The organism is Desulfosediminicola sp. (genome assembly GCF_048381775.1).
Lineage (GTDB): Bacteria > Desulfobacterota > Desulfobulbia > Desulfobulbales > Desulfocapsaceae > Desulfopila > Desulfopila ganghwensis.
This window is the reverse complement of record NZ_JBLXGE010000020.1, coordinates 15,654-39,705: the sequence shown is the minus strand read 5'-3', so window position 1 is coordinate 39,705 and position 24,052 is coordinate 15,654. Positions and strand designations below refer to the sequence as shown.

At 49.1% G+C, this 24,052-nt stretch carries 21 protein-coding genes, 2 tRNA genes and 1 other RNA gene; 15 read left to right on the top strand and 9 right to left on the bottom strand.

Features of this window, described 5'->3' with window-relative positions; genetic code table 11:
* Nucleotides 1–164: 164 nt before the first annotated feature.
* The 5 genes from modC to ACN5NT_RS22760 all read right to left on the bottom strand — a co-directional run bounded on the left by modC (nt 165) and on the right by ACN5NT_RS22760 (nt 4,703).
* Nucleotides 165–1,220 (bottom strand): molybdenum ABC transporter ATP-binding protein, encoded by a 1,056-nt coding sequence (gene modC, locus ACN5NT_RS22780; RefSeq protein ID WP_419176984.1) that lies wholly within the window; start codon nt 1,218–1,220, stop codon nt 165–167.
* Nucleotides 1,221–1,222: 2 nt separating this feature from the next.
* On the bottom strand, nt 1,223–1,900 hold the full coding sequence (modB, locus tag ACN5NT_RS22775; RefSeq protein WP_136799128.1) for a molybdate ABC transporter permease subunit: 678 nt from the start codon (nt 1,898–1,900) through the stop codon (nt 1,223–1,225).
* Between the two features lie 39 nt (nt 1,901–1,939).
* Nucleotides 1,940–2,692, bottom strand: a complete 753-nt coding sequence (modA, locus tag ACN5NT_RS22770) for a molybdate ABC transporter substrate-binding protein (protein WP_136799099.1) — start codon at nt 2,690–2,692, stop codon at nt 1,940–1,942.
* Nucleotides 2,693–2,744: 52 nt separating this feature from the next.
* Nucleotides 2,745–3,527, bottom strand: a complete 783-nt coding sequence (locus ACN5NT_RS22765) for a TOBE domain-containing protein (protein WP_419176983.1) — start codon at nt 3,525–3,527, stop codon at nt 2,745–2,747.
* 555 nt (nt 3,528–4,082) lie between these two features.
* Nucleotides 4,083–4,703: a hypothetical protein gene (locus ACN5NT_RS22760; protein ID WP_136799101.1), complete on the bottom strand. Its 621-nt coding sequence runs from the start codon at nt 4,701–4,703 to the stop codon at nt 4,083–4,085.
* A 269-nt stretch (nt 4,704–4,972) separates the two neighbouring features.
* On the opposite strand from ACN5NT_RS22760, the gene ACN5NT_RS22755 reads away from it, so the two are divergent.
* From ACN5NT_RS22755 to ACN5NT_RS22745, 3 genes are all read left to right on the top strand, one after another.
* Nucleotides 4,973–5,383: a hypothetical protein gene (locus ACN5NT_RS22755; protein ID WP_136799102.1), complete on the top strand. Its 411-nt coding sequence runs from the start codon at nt 4,973–4,975 to the stop codon at nt 5,381–5,383.
* Between the two features lie 90 nt (nt 5,384–5,473).
* On the top strand, nt 5,474–6,877 hold the full coding sequence (locus ACN5NT_RS22750; protein WP_217907605.1) for an NfeD family protein: 1,404 nt from the start codon (nt 5,474–5,476) through the stop codon (nt 6,875–6,877).
* Between the two features lies 1 nt (nt 6,878).
* Entirely contained in the window at nt 6,879–7,673 is a 795-nt protein-coding gene (locus ACN5NT_RS22745; RefSeq protein ID WP_136799103.1) for a slipin family protein, read from the top strand.
* An 87-nt stretch (nt 7,674–7,760) separates the two neighbouring features.
* On the opposite strand, the gene ACN5NT_RS22740 is transcribed toward ACN5NT_RS22745, so the two are convergent.
* From ACN5NT_RS22740 to ACN5NT_RS22725, 4 genes are all read right to left on the bottom strand, one after another.
* Nucleotides 7,761–9,092, bottom strand: a complete 1,332-nt coding sequence (locus ACN5NT_RS22740) for a PhoH family protein (RefSeq protein WP_136799104.1) — start codon at nt 9,090–9,092, stop codon at nt 7,761–7,763.
* Nucleotides 9,093–9,486: 394 nt separating this feature from the next.
* Complete coding sequence (locus ACN5NT_RS22735) at nt 9,487–10,617, bottom strand: 6-phosphofructokinase (protein ID WP_136799105.1); 1,131 nt, start codon at nt 10,615–10,617, stop codon at nt 9,487–9,489.
* Nucleotides 10,618–10,807: 190 nt separating this feature from the next.
* Complete coding sequence (locus ACN5NT_RS22730) at nt 10,808–11,986, bottom strand: SO_0444 family Cu/Zn efflux transporter (protein WP_217907759.1); 1,179 nt, start codon at nt 11,984–11,986, stop codon at nt 10,808–10,810.
* Between the two features lie 116 nt (nt 11,987–12,102).
* Nucleotides 12,103–12,456, bottom strand: a complete 354-nt coding sequence (locus ACN5NT_RS22725; protein WP_136799106.1) for an ArsR/SmtB family transcription factor — start codon at nt 12,454–12,456, stop codon at nt 12,103–12,105.
* A gap of 200 nt (nt 12,457–12,656) precedes the next feature.
* On the opposite strand from ACN5NT_RS22725, the gene rsmI reads away from it, so the two are divergent.
* The 12 genes from rsmI to thrS all read left to right on the top strand — a co-directional run bounded on the left by rsmI (nt 12,657) and on the right by thrS (nt 24,034).
* Nucleotides 12,657–13,514 carry a 16S rRNA (cytidine(1402)-2'-O)-methyltransferase gene (rsmI, locus tag ACN5NT_RS22720; RefSeq protein WP_136799130.1) on the top strand — a complete coding sequence of 286 codons (858 nt, stop codon included), beginning with the start codon at nt 12,657–12,659 and terminating at the stop codon, nt 13,512–13,514.
* Between the two features lie 31 nt (nt 13,515–13,545).
* A complete protein-coding gene (locus ACN5NT_RS22715; protein ID WP_136799107.1) occupies nt 13,546–15,159 on the top strand; it encodes a hypothetical protein in 1,614 nt (537 codons plus the stop codon).
* Between the two features lie 135 nt (nt 15,160–15,294).
* Nucleotides 15,295–17,073, top strand: coding sequence for a M3 family oligoendopeptidase (locus ACN5NT_RS22710; protein WP_136799108.1), 1,779 nt, complete (start codon nt 15,295–15,297; stop codon nt 17,071–17,073).
* Between the two features lie 301 nt (nt 17,074–17,374).
* The gene (locus ACN5NT_RS22705) at nt 17,375–17,797 is read left to right on the top strand and encodes a hypothetical protein (protein WP_419176982.1); all 423 of its coding nucleotides are present in this window, start codon (nt 17,375–17,377) and stop codon (nt 17,795–17,797) included.
* Between the two features lie 332 nt (nt 17,798–18,129).
* Nucleotides 18,130–18,600: a tRNA adenosine(34) deaminase TadA gene (tadA, locus tag ACN5NT_RS22700; RefSeq protein ID WP_136799110.1), complete on the top strand. Its 471-nt coding sequence runs from the start codon at nt 18,130–18,132 to the stop codon at nt 18,598–18,600.
* A 117-nt stretch (nt 18,601–18,717) separates the two neighbouring features.
* Nucleotides 18,718–18,803 (top strand) — tRNA-Ser (locus ACN5NT_RS22695).
* A gap of 17 nt (nt 18,804–18,820) precedes the next feature.
* An RNA gene (gene ffs, locus ACN5NT_RS22690) (signal recognition particle sRNA small type) lies at nt 18,821–18,917 on the top strand.
* A gap of 45 nt (nt 18,918–18,962) precedes the next feature.
* A complete protein-coding gene (gene dnaX, locus ACN5NT_RS22685) occupies nt 18,963–20,849 on the top strand; it encodes a DNA polymerase III subunit gamma/tau (protein ID WP_419176981.1) in 1,887 nt (628 codons plus the stop codon).
* A gap of 28 nt (nt 20,850–20,877) precedes the next feature.
* Complete coding sequence (locus ACN5NT_RS22680; RefSeq protein WP_136799112.1) at nt 20,878–21,198, top strand: YbaB/EbfC family nucleoid-associated protein; 321 nt, start codon at nt 20,878–20,880, stop codon at nt 21,196–21,198.
* A 14-nt stretch (nt 21,199–21,212) separates the two neighbouring features.
* The gene (gene recR, locus ACN5NT_RS22675; RefSeq protein WP_136799113.1) at nt 21,213–21,815 is read left to right on the top strand and encodes a recombination mediator RecR; all 603 of its coding nucleotides are present in this window, start codon (nt 21,213–21,215) and stop codon (nt 21,813–21,815) included.
* A 135-nt stretch (nt 21,816–21,950) separates the two neighbouring features.
* Nucleotides 21,951–22,025, top strand: a tRNA-Val gene (locus tag ACN5NT_RS22670).
* Nucleotides 22,026–22,105: 80 nt separating this feature from the next.
* A complete protein-coding gene (thrS, locus tag ACN5NT_RS22665) occupies nt 22,106–24,034 on the top strand; it encodes a threonine--tRNA ligase (protein WP_136799114.1) in 1,929 nt (642 codons plus the stop codon).
* The last annotated feature ends 18 nt before the right edge of the window (nt 24,035–24,052 follow it).

Here is a 24,052-nt window from a genome sequence, read left to right as displayed (position 1 = left end):
TCAGCGGTCTCTCCCCCAACGCGCCTCTCCTCAAAGAAATATGTCAGTTCGTTATCAATCGGCCCCGCTTTTGAGCACAACGACCTCACAGACTTGAAGGATCACCTCTTGTATTTCGACAAAGAGTTTAATATAACAATCCAGTCTTCATAACTTCGAGATAATCACCAAAGCCTTTCAAAAGCCGAGGCCTTGAAAACTGCTACCACTTTACTGCCCGGCCTGATATCGAGCTCTTCCAGAGACTGCGGCACGATTTCCGCTATCAGGGTGTGTCCCTGGCAATCCAGCTCAACTCCTGAAAGCCAGTCGGTCTGATATGTCTTACGCACCACGCAGGAAAGCATATTACGGGCGCTGGTAGCTTCGGGGTGTTTCTTGAAGAGCAGAATATCCCGACTGTTCAGGGCAAATTGTCCCGGCGCAGCATCTTCAGTTTTCAAAAGCATCAGGGGTATGTTTCCCATCCAGTAGCGCAGCAGCCTGCCGGTATCCTCCGGCCTCTCCAGATCCACCAGATTGGTATACCCTCTGCCTCCGCTGCCCAGCCGCGTTCTGGCAAGATCTTCTGTGGCAATATGGTTACTCACCTTACCGTCCTCCAAGACCAGCACTTCATCCGTCATCATCCGCATTTCCTGCAAACTATGGCTGATGAAAAGTAAAGGAATGGAAAATTCGGCAAAAACCCTCTTGAGATCCGGAATTATCTGGTATTTCAGCCGGTGATCAAGGCCGGTCAACGGTTCATCCAGGAGAATCAGGTGTGGGCAGGCCAGGATTGTGCGACCAAGCGCCACCCGCTGACGCTCCCCTCCGGATAATTTTGAGACCCTCCGATCAAGCAGGCCCCCCAGCTGTAAAACGCGTATGAGCTGGTCAGGATTAATGCTGTGCTCAGCTGCAGTTACTCTTTTTAGCCCATAGTGAAGATTTTTCTTCACACTCATATGGGGAAAAAGAAGAGCATGTTGAAAAACCACACCTACCCTGCGCGCCTCCGGAGGAAGATTTATACCCTTCTCCTTATCATAGAGTACGGTTCCATTAAGCTTGATGAGCCCTTTATCAGGCTCCAACAGGCCTGATATCATGTGCATCAATGTCGATTTGCCGTTCCCTGACGGCCCGAACACACCGCATTTCTTTGATGACACTGAGAAATCAAAGCGACAGGCAAAGTCGGCAAATTTTTTCTCTACATGCACTTCAAGCAACATTACTACCTCACAGAAAGCTTTCGATTCACTGCTTCACCAAACAACAGCACCATGAAGGAGAGTAGAATAGAGACCAGGCAGAGTGAGAGCGCCATGCTGTCACCACCGGGAACACTGGTGTATTGATAGATTGCCAGGGGGATTGTCTGGGTCACTCCCGGCATGTTGCCGGCAAGTACAATAGTTGCACCAAACTCACCTAGACTCCTGGCAAACATTAACGTGGTGCCGGCAAGAATTGCCCGGCCACAAAGGGGGATAGTGATAGTGAACAAGGTATCCCACCATTTGGCCCCAAGCGTTCTCGATGCCTGGATATATTGCTTATCGATAGCCTCAAGGCCTATTCGTATCGAGCGTACCAGTAGGGGAAAACCCACTACCGACGAAGCAATTACCGCGGCCTTCAAGGTGAAGATGATACGAATATCGAAATGGGCCAAAAATTGACCGATCCAACTATTCTTGCCAAAGAGCAGCAGCAGGAGATAGCCTGTCACCACCGGAGGCAACACCAGGGGCAGGTTTATTATCCCTTCCAGAATCGTTTTACCCCTGATATTGGTCATCGCCAGCAGATAGGCGACTGCGAAGCCAACGGGAAGCGTGATAACTGTAGCGCTCAAGGCCACTTTTAACGACAGCTTTATAGCCTGAAGGTCATCCGGAGTAAGAGCAATCATATTTCCTGGTTTGTTGTTTCTTTATAAACATTGATTTTACCTGCCCGACTCAAATCCATACTTAGTGAGAATTGCAACCGCATCATCCCCTATGATGAATTTGTAGAACTCTTTCGCCAACTCTTTTCCCTCGCCTGCCACTGTCACTCCAACCGGATACGCTACCCGGCTATACAAATCATCTGGAACGTGAAAGGCAATTTTTGCATTTCGGGTCAACAAGGCGTCTGTTTTATACACGAAAGCGCCATCCACCTCACCACGATCAGCATATAAGAGAGCCTGTCGTACATCTTTAGCCAAAATTAATTTTCTGTCATCTCGTAACTGGTTGTATATACCTGCGCTCTGCATTGCTTCCTCGGCATAACGCCCCGCCGGAACACTCTTGGGATCACCAATCGCGATTCTTTCCATGGAGAGTAAATCTTCCATTGATCCATTCTGCAGCTTGGTACCACTGATAAAAACCAGCTTGTTATAAGCAAAAATTTTATCGAAGCCTGGGGCTATAAGCTGATTCTCCACCAGATAGTCCATCCATTTGGGATTTGCTGATATATAGATATCTGCCGGGGCTCCCTGGGATATCTGTTTTGCCAGACTCCCGGAAGACGCGAAATTGGGCATCATTTCAACTTCAGGATGAATTTCGGAGAATGCAGTCATTACCTCTTTGATCGCATCGGTCATGCTTGCAGCTACAGAGAGATAGAGTGTTTTCGCCTGGCAGGTTGTAAAAGAAAGAAAGACAGCCAGAAAAATGAGCAGGGAAATCTTTTTCTTCACACGTAATTCTCCTCACGGTTTAAATTTCAAGACTATTCTTAGACAAGAAAAATCATGTTGTTGCTACAATAACATCAGATGCCTTTATAATTGCCGAACATGTCTTACCGACTGCCAGGCCAAGTCGCGTTACACTTGCTGAGGTGATAATCGAAGTAACAGTGCTGCCCCCCGACAGGTCGATGGTAATTTCCTCATTAATCGCTCCGGCAATAATCGAGGTAATTTTCCCGGTAAGGATATTCCTGGCTGAGATTGACTTCCTATCGATATCACAGCCAAGAAGCACATTAGGAGCCTTAACGATGACCAGAACTTCTCTCAGAGGCCCCAGCCCAAGACGATTCACGGACCTTTCGGTGATAACCGTGCTGACACGATCTCCCCCTTTCAAACGTATATCAACGACACTGTTCACTGCGCCCTGATTAATTTCAATAACCTCACCAAGCCAGACATTTCTGGCACTGAGTGTCATTTCCATCCTGCGCAGGGTTTTCAGGGTAGATAGTGCCTCGTTTGGATTGTCAGAATAAAACTGGGTAAATTGAGAATACTCGTTTTTCAACAGGCGTAGTCGCTTGAGGAGCCCCTTGCCTTCTTCAGTCAAGGAGGAACCTCCGCCCCCACTCCCTCCCGTTTTCTTAGTATATAATTGAAACGGCAGGATGTTGTTCATCCGATCAAGCTTTTGCCAGGCGGATTTATACTGTAGACCCACCTGCTGTGCAGCCTTGTTGATAGACCCGGTTTCATCCAACGCCTCAAGTAGCAGGACAGTGGTGTTATTGGCTGTCCAGCCCATTATCTCAAATATGGAATCTTCGGTCTTCATAGTTGCTGGTCTGCTTTTATTCGTATTTTATAACGTTATGTTGATTTGACATAACGCTAATCCTATAAGTTCCGAAAATTTGCAACAGTTGTGCCGGTTGCAGGCATGTACTTAAAAAAGACACTACTCTATGTTTATAAAAGCTCACATAGTGTCATGTTTTCAGGTTCTTAAACAAACCATACAGGTCTCAAACTTCAAATGAGCATCCACAACTACAAACGACGTCAACCCTTTCCCAACGAGACAAACCAATCCAACCGGACGACATAATTGTCGATCGTAACCATTTTTGTCTTAAACCAACGTGAAAAGTTATTGGGAGTGGTAGATTCGCGAAGAAATGGTGTGGTGAGAAAAGATACAATGCATCTTCCTGCAGCGTAAGGTGCAGCACAATCGTTCATCAAATAAAACAAAAGCCCCTGAGCAATAAATAGCGCTCAGGGGCTTACGGAATTGTTCTTCTCCAAAATCTGCAAATCAGGGGTTGATACCCCTGACTATCGTGCTTGCGGAGTGGGAATCACCTCTGCAATGCACTTGGCAACGATTTTACAATATCCCGTTTCTCTTCATATCCTTAATAAAGAGCTTATCAGCCTCGCTGACATATTTTTTGCTCAAAACCGGATCAGTCAATCTTGACTCCGCTGACCATACTTTCTTCTTTGTGTTCACATCATAAAGACTGGCTTCAATGGTATATTGCACACGTGAATAATTGGCGTATGTTGCCCGGGGCGCGAATAGAGGCTGAAAACTTCCATTATCCATGAAGTCATAAGAGTTCCCCACTGCAATCTGAGAGCCGCTTTCTTCAGCCACTTCAACTGTTCTCAAGACAAGCACTGTTTTTGAATCAGTAAGCCTGACCGCATCGTAAACTGCGTCGTAATCCACTTTACCTCGCACTCCATCAATGCTGTAACTGGCAATAGCTGTAACATCTTCCTTAAAAAGATCTTCAACCACAGTCTCTTCCATAAGCTTTCGTATCGATTCATGGTGAGCAACACCAACTACCAGCACTTCCCGTGCCTGGTAATCACCTTCTGCAGACCATGATGATATAAGCCGCTTTGAAGTGCAGGACGCGGACAATAAAACAGTGAGAAGCAACAGAGTAATAGTACTGATTGGTATTGTTGTAATGCGCCGAAATACAGAAATCATGTCATATCCTTCTTCAAATTTTGTAACCCCTGAAAAACATCCGATCTATTCAAATGCCATGCTTAGATAACCTATTGCATACAAGAGCAAACCTAACGTCTCACTTGTCTTTTTGCAATTCCATTTTTGTTGCTCTTTCAATGGATTAGGCATGTTCCTGCCGGGAATTCCCCTCGCCTACGCGGCAGCTATCGCTGGAGACATTTGATACATTACCCTTTCTTGTTCTATACTAAACTTCAGATCACTATGTTTCATATAGGAGACTTATGAGAGCGCACGAATATCCGGTCGTAAATAACCGACTCCTCTTTCGCTGTCCGAATTGTGACGCCAGACGTTCTTTCGGTGTCCAGTCGCATGTTCGCCGACGATCTATTCGCTGTCATAAATGTGGTTCTGTTGCCCAGTGCAGCCTCAACAGGCGAAAAGGCCGTCGCGACTCCCAAGCGGGAAAATGCATCATGATCTCACCGAACGGGCAGGAATTCGACGTGGTCCTGCACGACATTTCTCCACATGGACTCGGGTTCGATATCCCGTTGAACGCTGCAAAATCAGTTTCTATCCTTCAACAGCTCAAGTTCAAGTGTTCCTGGAATCCGAGACTACTCAGCAAAAATCGTTACATAATCCGCAGTATCAATGGCCGCAGAATCGGAGCTGAGAAAATCACATAATTGATGTATTTCGTCACGCTAGCCAGGCAACATCAAACAAATGTATTATTATTACAGGAGAACCAGCACCCTGCTGAGAGGTTTTCCGACATGACAATATCAAACTCATTTCATGATATGGCTCCTGAAAAAACGACCTTCGCAGGGGCGCTCGCAATCATAGTTTCTCTATTTATCCTTTTCAGTAACTCACATCCATGCCTGGCGAACGACAAGGCCAGCCTCCCTCGCCAGGCCATCATACTCACTATTCAAGGTGCCATTGGCCCGGCCAGCAGTCAGTATGTACTCGACAACCTGGAATATGCTCAAACCAGCAACACCGAGCTTGTTGTACTGCAGATAGATACTCCCGGCGGCCTCGACCTGGCCATGCGGGACATGATCCAGGCAATCCTCAACTCTCATGTCCCGGTGGCAAGTTACGTATTTCCGGAAGGTGCGAGGGCTGCCAGTGCCGGCACGTACATTCTCTATGCCAGTCATATTGCAGCAATGGCCCCGGCCACCAACCTCGGGGCAGCAACGCCAATACAACTCGGCAAACCACCAACAGGACAGGATGACCAGGGCGAAGACAAGAAGAATGACCAAAAGGATTCCCAGCCCGGAACCGCCCTTGAACGCAAAATGGTCAATGATGCCGCGGCATATATTCGATCGTTGGCGAAAAGACACGGTAGAAACAGTGAGTGGGCTGAAAAAGCTGTGCGAGAGGCAGTGAGTCTCAGCGCAGATGAAGCGCTTGAACTGCAAGTGGTGGATATAGTGGCAACCGACCTGCAAGATCTGCTGAAACAGATCGACGGGCGCAGAATTACCGTGGACAATGAAGAGGTTACCCTGCGAACAGCCAATCTTCAGCTTGTCTACCTTGCTCCCGGCTGGAAAGAGAAGCTGCTTGCCATAATCAGTAACCCCAATGTGGCGTATTTACTCCTGATGCTTGGAATGTATGGCCTTATCTACGAGCTTGCCAACCCTGGTGTTTTTTTCCCGGGTGTGGCCGGAATGATATCGTTACTGCTCGCCCTTTACGGCTTCCAGGTATTACCGGTCAACTACAGCGGTCTGGCCCTGCTGTTGCTGGGTATAACCCTGATGATAAGTGAGGCCTTTGTGCCGAGCTTCGGCTCGCTCGGAATTGGCGGAATCATCGCCTTCATCATTGGCTCTCTTATCCTCTTTGATGAAGAATCTATCAGGATCTCCAGGACCCTCATCATGACCACCACCGTTCTCTCCGCCACCTTTATCTTCCTGCTTATCGGCCGAATGCTCACTTTCAGAAAAAGAAAAATTACAACCGGCAAGGAGGCTCTGATCGGTATGACCGGGGTAGTCATCGAAGACTGTCCTGAAAACTGCAGAATCCGGTTACTGGGAGAATCCTGGCAGGTGGTATGCTCCGACGCCTTGCAGCAAGGGGAAGTCGTCCAGGTAACAGGGATTGACGGGCTTGTGCTCACCGTGGAAAAACTCAAGGAGATGTGAAATGATACCTCTAACCCTACTGAATTATCTCGTGCCCATCGCCTTTATTGCAGGCCTGATCGCTTTGTCTTTCAAGATCGTTGCCGAATATGAACGCCTTGTCGTGTTATTTCTCGGTAGGCTCCAGGGCATCAAAAATCCAGGTCTTCGCATCATTGTTCCAGGAATTCAGAAAGCATTCAGGGTCGACCTCCGGGTGGTGACCATGGACATTCCGCCGCAGGATGTGATCTCCCGCGATAATGTCACCGTGAGGGTTAATGCTGTGCTCTATTTCCGTGTGGTTGATCCCGAGAAAGCCATCATCCAGGTTGAAAATTATCTTCTTGCCACCAACCAGTTGGCCCAGACGACCCTTCGCTCTGTGCTTGGCCAACACGAGTTAGACGAGATGCTCTCGGAACGTGAAAAGCTGAACACGGACATCCAGGAAATTATTGATATGCGAGCCGATGCCTGGGGAATAAAGGTTATTAATGTAGAGATTAAGCATATCGATTTGAATGAATCGATGGTCCGAGCTATCGCAAGACAGGCAGAGGCAGAACGTGAGCGACGGGCGAAGGTTATCCATGCCGAAGGAGAATTTCAGGCATCTGAAAAACTGTTGGCTGCAGCCAACGTCATCATCAAAAATCCGCAGGCTCTCCAACTCAGGTACCTGCAAACTCTTGCAGACGTTGCCGCCCACAAAACTTCGAACACCATTGTATTCCCCATACCCATGGAGATGATGCATTCCTTAGTGAAGAGCAGCAAACCTGAGCCACCTGAACAACTGAATACTGACAGTTAACCAGAGGCAAGCCGCGAGAGGTTAAAAGTACCCCAATTCCCCGATTCAGAGAAACGAGAGCCTCGTTTAAGGCTCTCGTTTGAGTTTCTATAATAAATCCGAAGCCAGTTCGGCCAACTCTGATCGTTCCCCTTTCCTGAGATCAATATGGCTGTAGAGCTTCTGGCCCTGCATTTTGTCTATAAGTGAACTCAGCCCATTTGAATGAATATCCAGATAGGGATGATCTATCTGATGAATATCGCCGGTAAAGATAATCTTGGTACCTTCCCCCGCTCTGGTTATAATTGTCTTCACTTCATGGGGCGTCAGGTTCTGGGCCTCATCCACGATCATGCACATCCGCACCAGGCTTCTTCCCCGTATGTAGGCCAGAGGTTCGATAATCAGCTTTTCATCCTCGATCATCTTTTTCAGGCGCTGATACATCTCACTATTTTCGCTAAACTGGTTACGAATCACCCCAAGATTGTCATAGAGTGGCTGCATGTATGGCCGAATTTTCGATTGGATATCACCCGGCAGATAGCCGATATCCTTATTGGATAGGGGCACAATAGGCCTGGTCAGCAGAATCTGGCGATAATTCTTCCTGGCTTCTAAAGCCGCTGCCAAGGCCAGCAAGGTTTTACCGGTACCGGCCTTACCGGTGATAGTCACCAGAGGAAGACTGGTATCGAGAAGTGCATTTACAGCAAAGGACTGCTCTGCATTCCTCGGGGTAATACCGTAGACAGTGCTCTTCTGAACCAACTGGAATGATTTCACATCCGCTTTAAAGCTGGCTAATGCAGACGTGTTACCATTTTTCAGAATTATGAACTCATTAGGCTGAAAAGGCTCATCGGGAGCGAGTTTCGCCTCACATATTCCGTCAGGGCTGGCAAACAGGGACTCAATTACATCTGCAGGAACATTCTCCTCACTCCTGCAGCCTGTATAGAGCTTTTGTGGATCACGAACATGATCGGTGGTATAATCTTCGGACATCAATCCGAGGGCACGGGCCTTCATCCGCAGATTCATATCCTTGCTGACAAGGATCACCGCTTTGTCTTGATGATCCTGTTTCAAACAATAGGCGACATTAAGTATTCTATGATCGGGTTTATCGCTGTTTGGGAAACTTCCGATCAGATCTTCATGCATCGGCCGGTCCAGCCGAATGGAGATACGGCCCTTTTCCTCATCGATTTTCACCCCGCCATTGAAAAGTTTATCGGCACTCAATTCGTCAACTGCGCGAATAAACTGACGGGCGTGGTAATTAATGATCTGACCGCCTTTTTTGAAGTTATCAAGCTCTTCAAGCACGGTAATCGGAATCAGGATGTCGTGTTCTTGGAAATTATAAATGCAGGAGCTATCGTGGAGAATTACGTTGGTGTCGAGGATGAACAGTTTTTTGTGAGAGGTCATGGATCTCCAATTGCTTTGGTGGCACTAGCCTGAATTTCTCATCAGTTCAAGGGCTGTCAGCTTCGAAGTTTTCCGCTCGATATCATGAGGAATTCGGTCTAAATCTTGATCATAACAACAAACATGGACGCAACGTCTCGTGGGCCGGTTAATTGTCTGCCATTCTCACCTCCTTATCAGATATTTACCTCGTACTCTTCATCAAGAATATGTATCACCCGTTAATGTCTGTTTAAGAAAACATTTCGATTTGGCCAGTTGGAGAATATAGCGACAGTACCGTCTGAACCACCTGAAGAAAGGCAATAAAAGATTCCTTCCACCACCCGGAATCAAGTGGTGGAAGAATTCGGCAAGATAGGGATGAGATAAAAACTGAACCTTTGGCAGTTGATTAGTCTCCCAGGCAGGTATTGACGTTACGGGCTGCAGTGATCCATGAGTGATCGGCTGGCACCGTGTACCGTTTTCCGATCACATCCTCCAGCGGTACGGCTTCGGTACCATCACCACGAACCGCTATCATGCAACCGGTTACTCCCTGTTGAAAATACTCAACACAGGCTGTTCCGAGACGAGTCGCAAGAACCCGGTCTGCCGCACTCGGAGTTCCTCCGCGCTGCAGATGTCCTAAAATTGTCAGACGTGACTCCAGCCCGGTCAACTCTTCAAGTTCCTGGGTGAGTTTCAGGGTATTGTTACTCAAAGATTTAGCAAAATTTTTCAAATCTTCCGAGGCTTTTTTAATCGCTTTCGAATCACCCGCTTCCTTGGCCTCTGCCTTTCTCGCCTTGAAGTCATCCAGTGTAATACGCTCTTCGACGGAATACGCCCCCTCGGCTACGGCAACGATGCTGAAATTTGTGCCACGCTGCTGACGCTCACGTATCGCCTGAGCAACTTTCGCCAGATTGTATGGTATTTCCGGAATCAGAACCACATCCGCACCACCAGCAATACCTGAGCCAAGAGCGAGCCAGCCTGCATTGTGGCCCATTATTTCCACCACGATAATTCTGTGGTGACTATGCGCAGTTGAGTGGAGCCGGTCAATCGCTTCGGTGGCGATTTCCATAGCAGTATGAAAGCCAAACGTCACATCTGTCATACCGACATCATTGTCGATGGTTTTCGGCAGTGTGAGGATATTCAACCCCGCCTTAGCCAGTCTGTAAGCGTTTTTCTGGGTACCACCACCGCCGATACAAATCAGAGCGTCGAGATTATGCCGATGATAGTTCTCACAGATAACCTCGGTCATATCCATTATTTCACTGCCAACCTGCATTTTGTGCGGTTTATCACGACTGGTGCCGAGAATCGTACCACCCTGGGTGAGGATTGACGCGAGGACATCCCAGTCCAGACGCATGGTTCTGTTTTCCATTAAGCCGCGAAAACCGTCACGAAACCCTACAATGCGAATTTTTCCGGTTCGTAATGCTGATTTGCCAATGGCTCGAATAGCCGCGTTCAGGCCAGGACTGTCTCCACCTGCGGTCAAGATGCCAATGTGCTTACTCATTCCGCCTCTCAGGTTAATTTCTAATTATTTTATTTAATTATGGTAACGACACGTTAACATAAACTGAGCTTTGCCAGATCTAATTGCTCATTATAGACATATTGAGAGAAGATCAACAAGTCGCAAACATCAGGCTTACACAACTCTAACAATTCCTTCTGTTATCACAAGTAAGCCTGGCTCCTGTTTCCTACTTAACTCCCCCGGTGTTTCCACAACCACAGCCGCAACTCTGATGGGAAGTGGCATTGTCGTCCTTTCCCTCATTGCCGCCTGCTGCCGGGAATTGTGCAACAAAATGCGTACCTGACTCTTTTTTTGAAAAAACTTTCCTGCCCCATGTATAAAGAGGCTTTATGGAAATCGCCAGCAGGATAAAAACCGCAGCAAGTTTAATCGGCACAGGGATAATCTCCGCCGCTTCACCTATCACCGCCTGGGGAGATATCCCCGCCCTGAGATATATCTGATCCACGATGAGTCCGAAAACAACCGCTGAACCTGCCAGAACCCCAAGATATCTTAAGGTACTTTTTTTACCCAATATCTTAAACAATACCGACATTGAAGTGACGTTAGTTGCCGGCCCTACAAGTAAAAAGACCAGTGCCGCTCCGGGACTCACTCCCTTCAGGATCAAGGCTGCCGCCACCGGGGTAGATGCTGTTGCACAGATATACAAGGGAATGCCGATCACCAACATAATCAGCATGGAGCCAAGCCCGCCACCGAGGAAGTTTACCATGAGCGCGTCCGGTATCATTACCGTAATAACCGCCGCTATAGCCAAACCGACATAGAACCAAAGCGCGATGTCTCCCCATACATCGGTCACCGCATATCGAATTCCTGCACTGAGCTTATTGAGAAACGGTACCCGGTCAGCTGCTGCAACGTGTTCCTTATGCTCCGCTGCCACAGTTGCTCCGGCTGCTTTGGCCATCGGAGGAGCCACAGGTTTGGGAGATGGTTGCTGATTGTCCCAGTTGAGAAAATTCTCAAGGAAACCTGCCACTATTGCGCTAACACTTGCAGCAATCGGCCTCACCACTGTCATAATCGGATCAAGTAGCGCATAGGTCACGGCGATGGAATCAACACCTGATTCCGGTGTTGAGATAAGGAAGGCTGTCGTCGCACCCTTGTTCGCTCCCTGCTTCTGTAACGATGCTGCCGCCGGCAGCACACCACACGATCAGAGCGGCAGGGGAACACCAAAGAGCGCAGCCTTGACAACTGACCCATAGCGACCTCTGCCGAGGTGATGGGCGATCATCTCCGGATTGAGAAAAACCTTTAGAACTCCTGCGATAAGAATACCGAACAGGATGTAAACCGATGAATCAAGCAGGATATGCCAAACTTCCATGGCGATATCCAACGGCAACGACACTATTTTTTCTGATATAGACATAATTTCTTGTTGGTAAAAGCTTCTATCTTTAGACGATTCGAACCAGTCTCAGTCAATGGCAGGAAATCAGTCTACTTCTCTCTCAAATGCTCTAAAGCGTATTCGATCAGCATCATGATATGACCGTCAATCAGGCTGTAGTACAGGGTTGTGCCCTCCCTTCTGTTGGCGACCAGTTTCATGGTACGCAGCAGACGCAGTTGATGGCTTACCGCCGACTCGGAAATTTCAAGCAGAGCCGCCAGGTCGCAGACGCACATTTCCTGGCCGGATAGCGCATATAAAATCCGCAGCCTGCTCGGATCGGCAAAAGCTTTGAAGAGTTGGCTGAGTCCTTCAATTTCGATCGATGCCAGGGCTGCATCACGAGCTGCTTTCACTTTATCCTGGTGTATCACCCTGGCCCCGCAAAGATCCTCCACCATACTATCCCCTCATTGTCATTTGTTTTTTAACTTCTTCCGGCCTGAATCACTCAACTCGGCCATGAGTCTATATGAGTATCTGCTCATATATTACCGACCAGTAGAAGAATGTCAACAAAGCATGTGCAATTTCAAATCAGATTGAGCATAATGCAGCCCAAAGAGCTTTCCGATTTCATTACATGTCCTATTCTTATCCCATGAATACTATAAAGAGCACAGCCCCCGGCACCCTGTATATCGTAGCTACTCCAATAGGTAATCTTGACGACATCACCTTGCGGGCACTCAAAATTTTGCAAGAGGTTGACCGTATTGCAGCCGAAGACACCCGGCACACCAAAAAGTTATTGAACCACTTTGCTATCAACACTCCTCTGATCAGCTATTATCGCGAGAAAGAGCAGCAAAGAGGCGCTCAGATCATCGAATTTCTGAAAGCCGGAGAGAATATCGCCCTGGTGAGCGATGCCGGCACGCCCGCAATTTCCGATCCTGGTGCGGTCCTTGTAGGTCTAGCCCACGATGAACGTATCCGGGTCTGTCCGATTCCTGGTGCCTCTGCCTTGACTGCAGCGGTCTCCTGCTCGGGCTTTGCTGAAGGCTCTTTTCTCTTTCTAGGCTTTGCCCCCTCCAAAAAAGGGCAGAGAAAAAAGCTCTTCGCCTCGCTCGTACACCAGGAACATCCTGTTGTCTTTTATGAAGCTCCCCGCCGTGTACAATCATTTCTGGAAGACGCTGTCGAGACCCTGGGCAACCGGACTGCACTATGGGCTCGTGAAATCACCAAGACCTTTGAAGAATTTCACCGTAACACCCTGACCGAGTTGCTGGAACTGTGTAAAAGCAGTGAGCCACGCGGCGAATTCGTAATAATTATCGGCCCCGGGAGAAAAGAGAAGGCTGAAGGGGAAAACCTTGAAGAGCTACTCGTCTGGTATCGCGACCACTCCGAACTTTCCTTAAAAGATGCCAGCCGCAAACTCGCCAAGGATCTTGGACTCTCCCGCTCCCAAATTTACCAGCAGGCACTGGAAATCTGGAACCAGAAGGATTGACATTACGTATCTCAACCACCTGATTACCATCATGAACAGAATACGAAGCTGTGTTACTCCGGAAGGAAAGTTCATCTACGGCATTCATAAGCCTGAATATTCAGTTACCAATCTCAGGCAGGAAACATGCCCGCAGTCGCTTGGCTCTCTTGATGGAGTCAAGCAGATTTTCAACGAGCGCAACCTGCCTGAAAATGATGTCACTGTAAATAAGGCGGACTGGATTTTCGAAATTCCCAACCCCCTTCCTTTCAAGGGCGCGACCTTCATCGACAAAGAGTGGGCAGATGCCAGCGCCAATAACTACCAGCGTATTCGTATCGCCACTGCTCCCCAGGTTTCGCTGTCACAGGTTCTCGATGCAAACGGCTACGGGGCCGAACTTTTCGATACACTCCCTGAGCCGATGCTGCTCTCGCTCGCCACCTGCTCTACTGACCCTGCCGATCTTGTGCGACTCGCAGAACTGAGTTGTAACTTTGAATTAGATGAGCAGGGACAACCCAACGGACTTTGCTACCGCACCATGGACGATGGGTCCATCCGCCCGGATATTTCAAAACACGTGCTGTTCGAAGCGGTCGCCAACAATCCACACCTGCCGGACAACTATAAGGTAGTGATGGTCATCAGGCCCGGAGCGCAGGGTAGCAGCGAAATTGTCGGTGAAGTGCCGGCAGATGGCACCACCCATATTTATGAGTATCTGCGACGTAATTCCTACATTGGCGGTGGCCACTACGCTGCCAATATGGCTGAAGATGCGATACGATATTCGATAGCCGAACTCTCTGAGGACGATGTGCATGGCCTTCGCCATCTCTATTATCAGCGAACATATGTACGGCTGGCAGAAGAGCTGAATATCCCCTTGGCACGTGAAAAGAGAAAACTCAACGACCTTGAGCTCGAGGAGTTACGGCTGGCAATCTCGAAATCTGTCAAAAATACACCCCTGGATGTCAATGCCACCCTCTGGGGCTGGAATTTCGGCTTTGATTATGCTCCTTCCAGGTACCGACTGCACGCCTCACATCAACAGGTACACCAACAATATGCGATGCTCCCGGCCCGCGTGGAAGGCTACAGCGGGAACCTCCAATACCCTGAATTTACCATGCCAGCCTACGGTTGCGGCGACCTGGTTGCCGAGGTTATGCAACGTTATCGTGCTGTCTATGATCGGGATTTCTTCGTCGACTACCTGGCTGCCATCATATCCAACCAGCGCATGGACGAACGTGACGACCTGGAATCCAGTCTGATTGTATGGCGGGATGAGAATGTCATGCTTTTTATACCAAAAGCCCAGACCTCGCAATGGGAATTACAGCTGATAACGCTTGAAAATGAATCCGGCTATCCTCCCGGCAATATCGTCGAAGCTAATGCTGACGTCAGGAGATCTCTGAACATCGGGATACTTACAGCCCAGAGAGTATTGGCCGCTATCGGGGCCAAAATGGTCACCTCCATAGAATACCCGAAACGGATCGGCGCCCAGGGTGAAATCGGCCAGCCTCTGCTTTATGCTTTTTTGCCCCGCCTGCCCGAATCCCCCGGAGCCTTCAGCGAGGCACAACTCCGGTTCATCAACGGTCACTACCCCGAAGATTTCGCTGCAGTTCTGCGAGCCCAGTTATAATCCGATTTTCCCATGGGGTTTCAACCGACCATATTTCTTCCGATTCGTAACAAGGTGGAATATACTTTGCGCATCGATAGTACCTATATGCCCCATTATACCGACACCTACAACACACTGCCAATGAGGTAGATAATGAACGATACTCCATCATTAAATGATCAACTCAAATCCTCTGACATCCTCTGGAATCTTTCCGACCTCTATTCCGGTTCCGATGACCCGCAATACGAGACAGACATAACCGGGGCAAAAGCCGAAGCACAAGCGATACGGGCAGCCTACTACAGCAAAGTGTCGGAGATAGATGCGGCCCAACTTCTTAAACTCGTCACGCGCCTCGAAGAACTTGACTGTACGCTTGGTAAACTCGCCACCTATACCTTTTTAGACTTCACCACACAGGTCGATAATGCTGAGGCCGGTGCCCAGAGCCAACGCATACGTGAACTTGTCAGTGAATGTGGGAAGGAAACCGTCTTTTTTGAACTTGAGTGGAACAAGCTTGATGATACCCATGCAGAAGAACTGCTGAAAGACCCACTCCTTGCCGGCTACTGTCACTATCTGAAATCGATGCGCCGCTATCTGCCCCACCAGTTGAGCGAGACAGAGGAAAAGCTCCTTCTGGAGCTGCAACCTGTCGGCAGGCGCAGCTGGACTACACTCTTTGAAAAAATCTTCGGGCAGCTCAAATTCGGCCCTGAAGGGCGAAGTGAGGAAGAAGTTCTCACTGATCTGTACGATCCGGCGAGGGATGTCCGACAGCAGGCGGCCTCTGAAATGACGGAAGGCCTTAAGAGCCAGAACCACATCCTCACTCATATTTTCAATACCCTGGCAGCAGAAAAAATGATTGCCGACCGCACCAGAAAGTTTGATAGCTGGGTCGGCTCAATGAATCTTGACAACCAGCTGGAAGATAAAACTGTTGAGACTCTTATCGATGCAGTTACCAGCAGGTACGATCTGGTCCATCGTTACTACAGGGTAAAGAGAACGCTTCTTGGCCTGGATGAACTTACGGACTTTGACAGATATGCCCCTCTGCCTTCACTGCCATCCAAGAAAATAGACTGGCCGACCTGCAAAAAAACTGTGCTGGATTCTTTCGCAGACTTTTCCCCTCAACTGGCCAGCAACGCCAAAGACTTTTTCGACCGCAACTGGATACATGCACCCGTCATTCCGGGAAAGCGCGGCGGTGCCTTTGCTCACCCCTGCGTTCCCGATGTCCATCCGTACGTACTGGTCAACTACACAGGCAACCTGCGCGATGTTTCCACAGTCGCCCATGAACTTGGCCACGGTGTACACCAGGTACTCGCTGCCCGGAAAGGATATTACAATAGCGACACACCTCTGGTACTTGCCGAAACAGCATCTGTTTTTGCAGAATTGCTGGTTTTCAACAGCCAGCTTGAACTGATTGACAGCGCTTCGGAGCGACAAGCCTTTATCTGCCAGAAGCTTGAATCCATCTTTGCTACAGTGTTCAGGCAAACCGCCATGAACAGATTTGAGCAGGCCATGCACCAGGGCCGGCGGAGTCGTGGAGAACTCAGTAGCGAAGAACTCAGCGAGTACTGGCTTGCGACCCAGCGCGAGATGTTTGGAGACTCTGTCACCCTGACCGATGATTACGGAATATGGTGGTCCTATATTCCCCATTTCCTCCATACTCCCGGATATGTCTACTCGTATGCTTTCGGCGAACTTCTTGTTCTCGCACTCTATGCCATTTACCAGAAAGAAGGGGCCGGGTTCATCGACCAATACCAGGAACTGCTGGCGGCAGGTGGTTCCGAGTCACCATATGAGCTGATGAAGCCCTTTGGAATCGACCTGAATTCTCCACAGTTCTGGCAACAGGGGCTGGACGTCATTGAGCAAATGATAGTCAAAATCGAATAACCTGCTCCCAGCGGTCCCTCGACAGACTGCTTTAGATGGTGCTGGGCAGCCACACTCAGTGGTTAATGATTTATGTTTTGAATTAATCAAGCGTGTTTCACACCACTGAGTGTCATTTTTTTACAAATTCGTCTGCATTTACATTACATTAACGAACAATCCCAGGGAGCAACCTGTTTCAGTATGTATTTGTGAACACAAGCTTTTTTTTCCTATCCATTGAAATAGATGTTTTTTTTTGGGTATGCAGAAGAGATACCAGCTGTATATTGCCAAGGAGACAGCATATTCAGGGGGAAATATGCCAACGATCACTGGACCGATCAGTAAAGAGCGTCGAGCCCATGAGCGGTATCATGTCAAAGAAAAGGTTATGCTCTACAACGGCACAACCTTTGCCGAGGTTTTGAATATCAGTACAGGTGGTGTTCTCTGTCGCTTCCTAATAGACACCAAGAACCCGCTTTATCCCGTTCACACCATCGATCTCATCGATGCCCCGAAAAAGCTTTTTATCCAGAATATTTCCTGTATTGACCTGAATTGGCAGGATACTGAACCATGCACTCTTTTCGGTTCCACCGCACTCAGGGATTGTCGCTTGCAGTTCTCTGCTCTTTCCGCCGACAAACACTCCGAGCTTTCTGATTTCATACAGCAGGTAATCCCATCCCCATCCAGCCAAAGCAATTCGCAAGCGCCTGCAAACGATATCATTGCGTAACGTATCCTGCAGGCACCCGGCATATCTTTAATGTTTTTCACCTTCAGATAGTGTATCCTCACGCAGTAAATACCACGCACCATGTTATATCACAGTAATCTATAATTCTTCGCTGACAGTACAGGGCGGTATGCCTCTTCCCGCAGGTATCCGGTCACATCATTTCCCACCCCCCACTCATTGAAAGAATCTTTTAGACAACCTGATCAATTGTGACACTGATACAATGTTCATGGGAAATGCCGGGGTAGAATTTTTTATAGCCACAGTCGCCAACATGAGTGATCAGCTCATAACCGTGATGTTGATAAACCGTTATATGAGAACTTCCAATGCAAGATTTTACATACGAAGATGAGAAGTGGATGAAAATGGCTTTAAAAGCTGCAGAAGCAGCAGCTTCACAGGGTGAAGTCCCGGTTGGAGCTGTAATCATCCAAAACAACACCCTGCTGGCTGCTGCCGGCAACAAACCAATTGGCCTCAACGACCCCACTGCCCATGCGGAAATACGCGCACTCCGGCTTGCCTCTGAAGCCGTAGGCAATTACCGTCTTCCAGGTACCACCCTTTACGTGACCCTGGAACCATGCATAATGTGTTTAGGAGCCATTTTGCATGCACGGGTAGAGAGACTGGTATACGGCGCAAGAGACCCAAAAACAGGGGCCGTACATTCTCTTTATCAGATAGGAGAGGATGAACGACTGAACCACAGCCTCCTGATTACAACGGGTATCCTTGAAGATGATTGCGGCGATCTCCTCAAGGGCTTTTTCAAACAAAAACGAAAAGCACGTTAAATTAATGTGGTATGAAAATAGAGCTATTTTTTTTTGCACTTTTCCTAAATTTTCATTGCCAAAAGAACGCCGACAGGATACATAGTGTTTCACAATTTCATCGGGGCAACCGATTATGGAGAGGTGACCGAGTGGCTTAAGGTGCACGCCTGGAACGCGTGTGTACGCAAGTACCGTGAGTTCGAATCTCACCCTCTCCGCCATAAGATTTCGGTTTGGTAGCCGGGTCTGCGCAACAAAGAATCACGAACCCCGCCAGGTCCGGGAGGAAGCAACGGTAGTGAACCTCTTTGTGTGCCGCAGATAGCCCGGCTACCATTTTTTTTATCTCCTGACTGAAAGCCTCTCATGCACGGTGACGCATGTCATACCTTGTCTTAGCAAGAAAATCCCGCCCGCAAACATTCGACCAGGTCGTCGGTCAACGTTCAGTTGTCAAAACTCTTCAGAACAGTATCAGACGCGACCGTATCGCCCACGCCATACTTTTTTCCGGCGTACGTGGTGTAGGCAAAACCACCCTCGCCCGCATTATGGCCAAGGCCATTAACTGTGAAGGCGACAGTGATAACCCACCATGCAACGAATGTGCTCCCTGCACCGAAATTACCAACGGCAATTCACTTGACCTGATAGAGATCGACGGTGCCTCCAACAGGGGTATACAGGAGATCCGTGAACTTAAAGAAAAAATCAAGTTCATGCCGACCTCATGCAAGTACAAGGTTATCATTATAGATGAGGTGCACATGCTCACCACCGAGGCCTTCAACGCCCTGTTGAAGACCCTGGAAGAACCTCCAGCGCATGTTCACTTTATGTTTGCAACCACCGAGTTGCATAAAATTCCAATAACCATTCTTTCCCGTTGCCAGCAATATGAGCTCAAGCGCATCCCTGCAACTGAACTGGCCGCCCACTTCAACAGGTTGGCGGAAGATGAGGGGATAACAATTGATCCTCCGGCTCTGTCTCTGATTGTACGTGAAGCCGAAGGATCGGTTCGTGACGGTTTGAGCCTGCTTGACCAGGTATTTTCGTTTGGCGAAAAGCATATCTCCGTTGCCGATGTGACCGAAGTGCTCGGCCTGGTTGACAGAGACATCCTTATCTCGCTGAGTGAAAGCCTGCTGACAGGCGATAGGCCCGGAGCACTGGGTTCGCTTGAAGATATCTTTGCCTTCGGCATGGACATCAAGCGATTTTCCGCTGATCTGCTGGAATGCTTCCGAACCCTGTTGCTGACCAGAATTGAAGGATGCGGCAAATTACTCGACCTGCCCGAAGATGAACGGTTACGCTTTTCTGAGCTCAGCGCCCGCTTTTCACCGGAAACTATCCACCAGAAGCTGACACTCCTGATGCGCATGGTGGAGGATGTTCGCTATTCCAGCCAGCCCCGGCTCACCATGGAGACCGGTTTTCTTAAAATTATCGAAACCGGCAGTGTCGTACCGCTTAGCGAACTGCTCGGCAAAATGGAGCAGCTGCTTGAGGCCGCAGGAAAGAGCAATTCAGCCCCGGCCCCGCCCCGGCCCGCCGCGACTCAAAAAAAAACTGAATCCGCCACGCTGAACCCTGCCGTATCGGCCCCTCAGCGCCAAATACATACGGCTAAATCAGCAGCCGACTCAGCGGGAAAGTCTTCTTCATCGCCCAGCAGGAATGCAACTGCGCCATCCGGCCCGGTTGCTCCACCAATCCCTGAGCCCACCGGCCCTGATGCCATGATGGCCCAGCGAGCGAACTCACAAAACCACGCTCCGCCCCCATCCGAGTCAAAGAATGGTCAAGCTGCGACAATACGCGACTCTTTGGCGGCACAGCAGGACGAGGCCCCCCACAAGGTTCAGGTGCACCCTCACCAAAAAGATATCAGGCGCCACTGGCCCGACTTCCTTGCCCACGTAAAGAGCCAGGTAGTATGGATCGCCCAGGCGCTCAACAGGGCAAAAGTCAAAGAAGTCGGCAACGAGCTGCAACTCCATTACGACGATCCAGCCGATTGTTCGCTGCTAAAACAAAAAGCCAACAAAAATCAGCTTACCGAGTTTGTCCTTGATTTTTTTCAGAAAGAACTCACCGTACGTTTTATACTTCCTGATGTTGAAGACACCACGGAAGATGGTGGCGATGAAACTCCCCACCAGAAGCGTCAACAACTCGCCCAGGATCCACTGACCATCATGACCGCAGAGATTTTTCACGGCCAGGTAGGTGACATTCGCATTGGGCGCAAAAACAATTAATCAAAATTTATAATATAGGATAGTACCCATGGACATGAGCAAGATCATGGAACAGGCCCAGCAGATGCAGGAACGCATGAAACAGATTCAGGACGATCTGGCCAAAAAGGCAATCATCGGTTCTGCTGGAGGTGGCATGGTTCAGGTAACCGTAAACGGCCAGGGCGATGTATTGAAAGTGGAAATCGAACCACAACTCATTTCTGCCGATGAATCCCAAATGCTGCAGGACCTTATCGTTGCAGCAACCAACGACGGTCTCCGTAAGGCAAAGGATCTCAGCAAGCAGGAACTTGGCCAACTGACAGGCGGCCTCGACCTGCCCGGTCTCACCAACTTTATGCGATAAGCAAAAGGCTCTGTATGCAGGTTATTCCTCCGGCTCTGGAAAGGCTTATTGAAGATCTTGCCAAGCTGCCCGGTATCGGCAAAAAAACCGCCACCAGGCTTGCCCTGAACGTACTGAGAAGGCCACCGGGCTATGCCCATGAGCTATCCGAAGCACTGCAGGCGCTGCACGCCTCCATCCAGCTCTGCTCCTGTTGCTTCACTTTTTCCGAAAGCGACCCATGCGCTGTCTGCTCCGATCCCAAAAGAGACGCCAGCCTGGTCTGTGTTGTGGAAGAACCGGGTGACCTGATGGCTATTGAGAAAACCGCCAGTTTCCGTGGTCACTACCACATCCTGCATGGCGTACTTTCCCCCATTGACGGTATAGGCCCCGATGAATTGAAGATCAGAGAACTCATTGCCAGAATCAATAACGGCAGTGTGCGAGAAGTGCTGATCGCTACCAGTTCGACCGTGCCGGGTGAGGCCACTGCCTCGTACCTTATAGACCTGCTTGCCAACGGTCCGGTAAATGTAACCCGGCTCGCCTGTGGTATTCCAATGGGGATGGATATAAAGTATGCTGATAAACATACACTGGCGAGAGCAATAGAGAGTCGGTCTGCTGCAAAATGAAAAAACGCTTTAAAAACCATAGCAGCTATCATTTTTTCTTGACACCGGCTCTGATACTTGGTAATTCAAGCGCGTTCTTTGCAACACCCCATAGCGATAGGGGTAGCATTGAACCACCCAACAAAATGGATACGCAGGCGCGTAGCTCAGTGGGAGAGCGCCACCTTGACGTGGTGGATGTCGTGGGTTCAATCCCCTCCGCGCCTACCAAATAAAAGGCTAAAGTAGAACGACCTTCCCAGATTGTCGTTGTTCTTTAGCCTTTCTTTTTTATACGGGAAGGGAAAACAATGTCAGACATCGCTGTTTCAATCAAAGACGGTGAATCTATCTCTGTTCCTGCGGGCACAACCGTTCAGGACGCACTCTCACAACTCCTGTCTAATAAGCAACGCAAAAAAACTCTCGCGGTGAACACCGGCGAAGGCGTTGTCGATCTCAGCACTCCACTGACTGAGGATACTCTTCTCACGCTCGTCCAGACCGGAACGGATGAGGGCCTTGAGGTACTGCGCCACTCCACCGCGCACATTATGGCCCACGCTGTCCGCGACCTTTTTGGAGATGACGTCAAAGTCGCCATCGGTCCTTCCATCGACAACGGTTTCTATTACGATTTTCAGTACAGCGAGGGTTTCAGCCCTGAAGACTTCGACAAGATCGAAGCACGCATGACTGAGATCGCCAACCAGAATCTTCCGTTTGAGCGTGTGGAAGTGAGCGCCGAAGAGGCCATCGCCAAATTTGAAGCTGAAGGCGAAAAATATAAAGTTGAACTGATCCGTGATCTTGGTAGTGAAAGCATAAGCCTGTATACTGTCGGCGGCTTCAAAGATCTCTGTCGCGGACCACATGTACCGAACACTTCATTCATCAAAGCGTTCAAGCTTCTCCGCGTTGCCGGTGCATACTGGCGTGGTGACGAGAAGAACGATGTGCTGCAGAGAATTTACGGCACCGCCTTCTACGATGCCAAGGCACTCAAAAAACACCTGAACGCTCTCGAAGAAGCCAAGAAACGCGACCATCGTCGAGTTGGTAAAGACCTCCAGCTGTTCACCACTGAAGACCAGATCGGCCCGGGCCTTATTCTCTGGCAGCCAAAGGGTGCACAGCTCAGACGTCTGATAGAGGATTACTGGAAGGATGAGCATTATCAGCACGATTACGAGCTGCTCTATACCCCGCACATCGCCCGCCAGGATCTCTGGAAGACATCCGGACATCTCGATTTCTACGGTGAGAATATGTACTCTGCCATGGACATCGACGAGGTGAGCTACCAGCTCAAGCCGATGAACTGTCCATTCCATGTCGGTGTGTACCAGAGCAACAAGCGCAGCTACCGTGAGTTCCCGATCCGCTGGTGTGAGCTTGGTACAGTTTACCGCTATGAGCGTGCCGGTGCCCTGCACGGCCTGCTTCGGGTTCGTGGTTTCACCCAGGATGATGCTCACATATTCTGCCGCCCTGATCAACTTGAGGACGAAATTTTCAACATCCTTGAGCTAAATCTGCATATTCTGAAAAATTTCGGTTTTGCAGATTACGACATCTACCTCTCCACCCGTCCGGAGAAATCCGTCGGTACCGACGAGAACTGGGATGCTGCTACCACCGCCTTAAAACTTGCCCTTGAAAAGAAAGGTCTCAGTTACGAGGTCGATCCTGGTGAAGGTGTATTTTACGGGCCGAAAATTGATATAAAGATCAAGGATCAGCTTGGTCGCTCATGGCAGTGCTCCACCATTCAGGTTGACTTCAACCTGCCGGAACGGTTCAAGATGACCTATGTCGGCGCAGATAACGCCGAACATCAGCCGATCATGATTCACCGCGCACTCATGGGCTCTCTTGAGCGCTTTATCGGTGTACTCATCGAGCATTACGCAGGTGTGTTTCCTCTCTGGTTTGCACCTGTTCAAGCGCGAATTCTGAACATTACTGATGATCAGGCCGACTACTGCGAAGAGGTTTATAAGCAGCTCAGAAAAGCCGGTGTCAGAATTGAAAAAGATTTGCGCAATGAAAAATTGAACTATAAAATCAGGGAAGCACAACTCGCTAAAATTCCGTACATGCTTATAGTCGGTGACAAAGAGAAAGAAGATGGTACAGTCACAGTGAGACTGCGTGATGGTAAAAATCTTCCGGCTATGCCGATCTCTGAATTTGCCCAGAAGGTGGCGACAGAGGTTGCCGAAGGTCGCGGAATCTGATTTTATTTAAAAAAGATA

Coding starts and splice junctions, on each gene's coding strand:
- ACN5NT_RS22750 (WP_217907605.1), top strand. CDS start 5,474: ATGACAATATCAAACTCATTTCATGATATGGCTCCTGAAAAAACGACC.
- rsmI (WP_136799130.1), top strand. CDS start 12,657: ATGAATACTATAAAGAGCACAGCCCCCGGCACCCTGTATATCGTAGCT.
- ACN5NT_RS22680 (WP_136799112.1), top strand. CDS start 20,878: ATGGACATGAGCAAGATCATGGAACAGGCCCAGCAGATGCAGGAACGC.
- ACN5NT_RS22765 (WP_419176983.1), bottom strand. CDS start 3,527: ATGAAGACCGAAGATTCCATATTTGAGATAATGGGCTGGACAGCCAAT.
- tadA (WP_136799110.1), top strand. CDS start 18,130: ATGCAAGATTTTACATACGAAGATGAGAAGTGGATGAAAATGGCTTTA.
- ACN5NT_RS22715 (WP_136799107.1), top strand. CDS start 13,546: ATGAACAGAATACGAAGCTGTGTTACTCCGGAAGGAAAGTTCATCTAC.
- ACN5NT_RS22725 (WP_136799106.1), bottom strand. CDS start 12,456: ATGGTGGAGGATCTTTGCGGGGCCAGGGTGATACACCAGGATAAAGTG.
- modC (WP_419176984.1), bottom strand. CDS start 1,220: ATGTTGCTTGAAGTGCATGTAGAGAAAAAATTTGCCGACTTTGCCTGT.
- thrS (WP_136799114.1), top strand. CDS start 22,106: ATGTCAGACATCGCTGTTTCAATCAAAGACGGTGAATCTATCTCTGTT.
- ACN5NT_RS22745 (WP_136799103.1), top strand. CDS start 6,879: ATGATACCTCTAACCCTACTGAATTATCTCGTGCCCATCGCCTTTATT.
- ACN5NT_RS22705 (WP_419176982.1), top strand. CDS start 17,375: ATGCCAACGATCACTGGACCGATCAGTAAAGAGCGTCGAGCCCATGAG.
- ACN5NT_RS22735 (WP_136799105.1), bottom strand. CDS start 10,617: ATGAGTAAGCACATTGGCATCTTGACCGCAGGTGGAGACAGTCCTGGC.
- ACN5NT_RS22710 (WP_136799108.1), top strand. CDS start 15,295: ATGAACGATACTCCATCATTAAATGATCAACTCAAATCCTCTGACATC.
- dnaX (WP_419176981.1), top strand. CDS start 18,963: ATGTCATACCTTGTCTTAGCAAGAAAATCCCGCCCGCAAACATTCGAC.
- ACN5NT_RS22755 (WP_136799102.1), top strand. CDS start 4,973: ATGAGAGCGCACGAATATCCGGTCGTAAATAACCGACTCCTCTTTCGC.
- ACN5NT_RS22740 (WP_136799104.1), bottom strand. CDS start 9,092: ATGACCTCTCACAAAAAACTGTTCATCCTCGACACCAACGTAATTCTC.
- recR (WP_136799113.1), top strand. CDS start 21,213: ATGCAGGTTATTCCTCCGGCTCTGGAAAGGCTTATTGAAGATCTTGCC.
- ACN5NT_RS22760 (WP_136799101.1), bottom strand. CDS start 4,703: ATGATTTCTGTATTTCGGCGCATTACAACAATACCAATCAGTACTATT.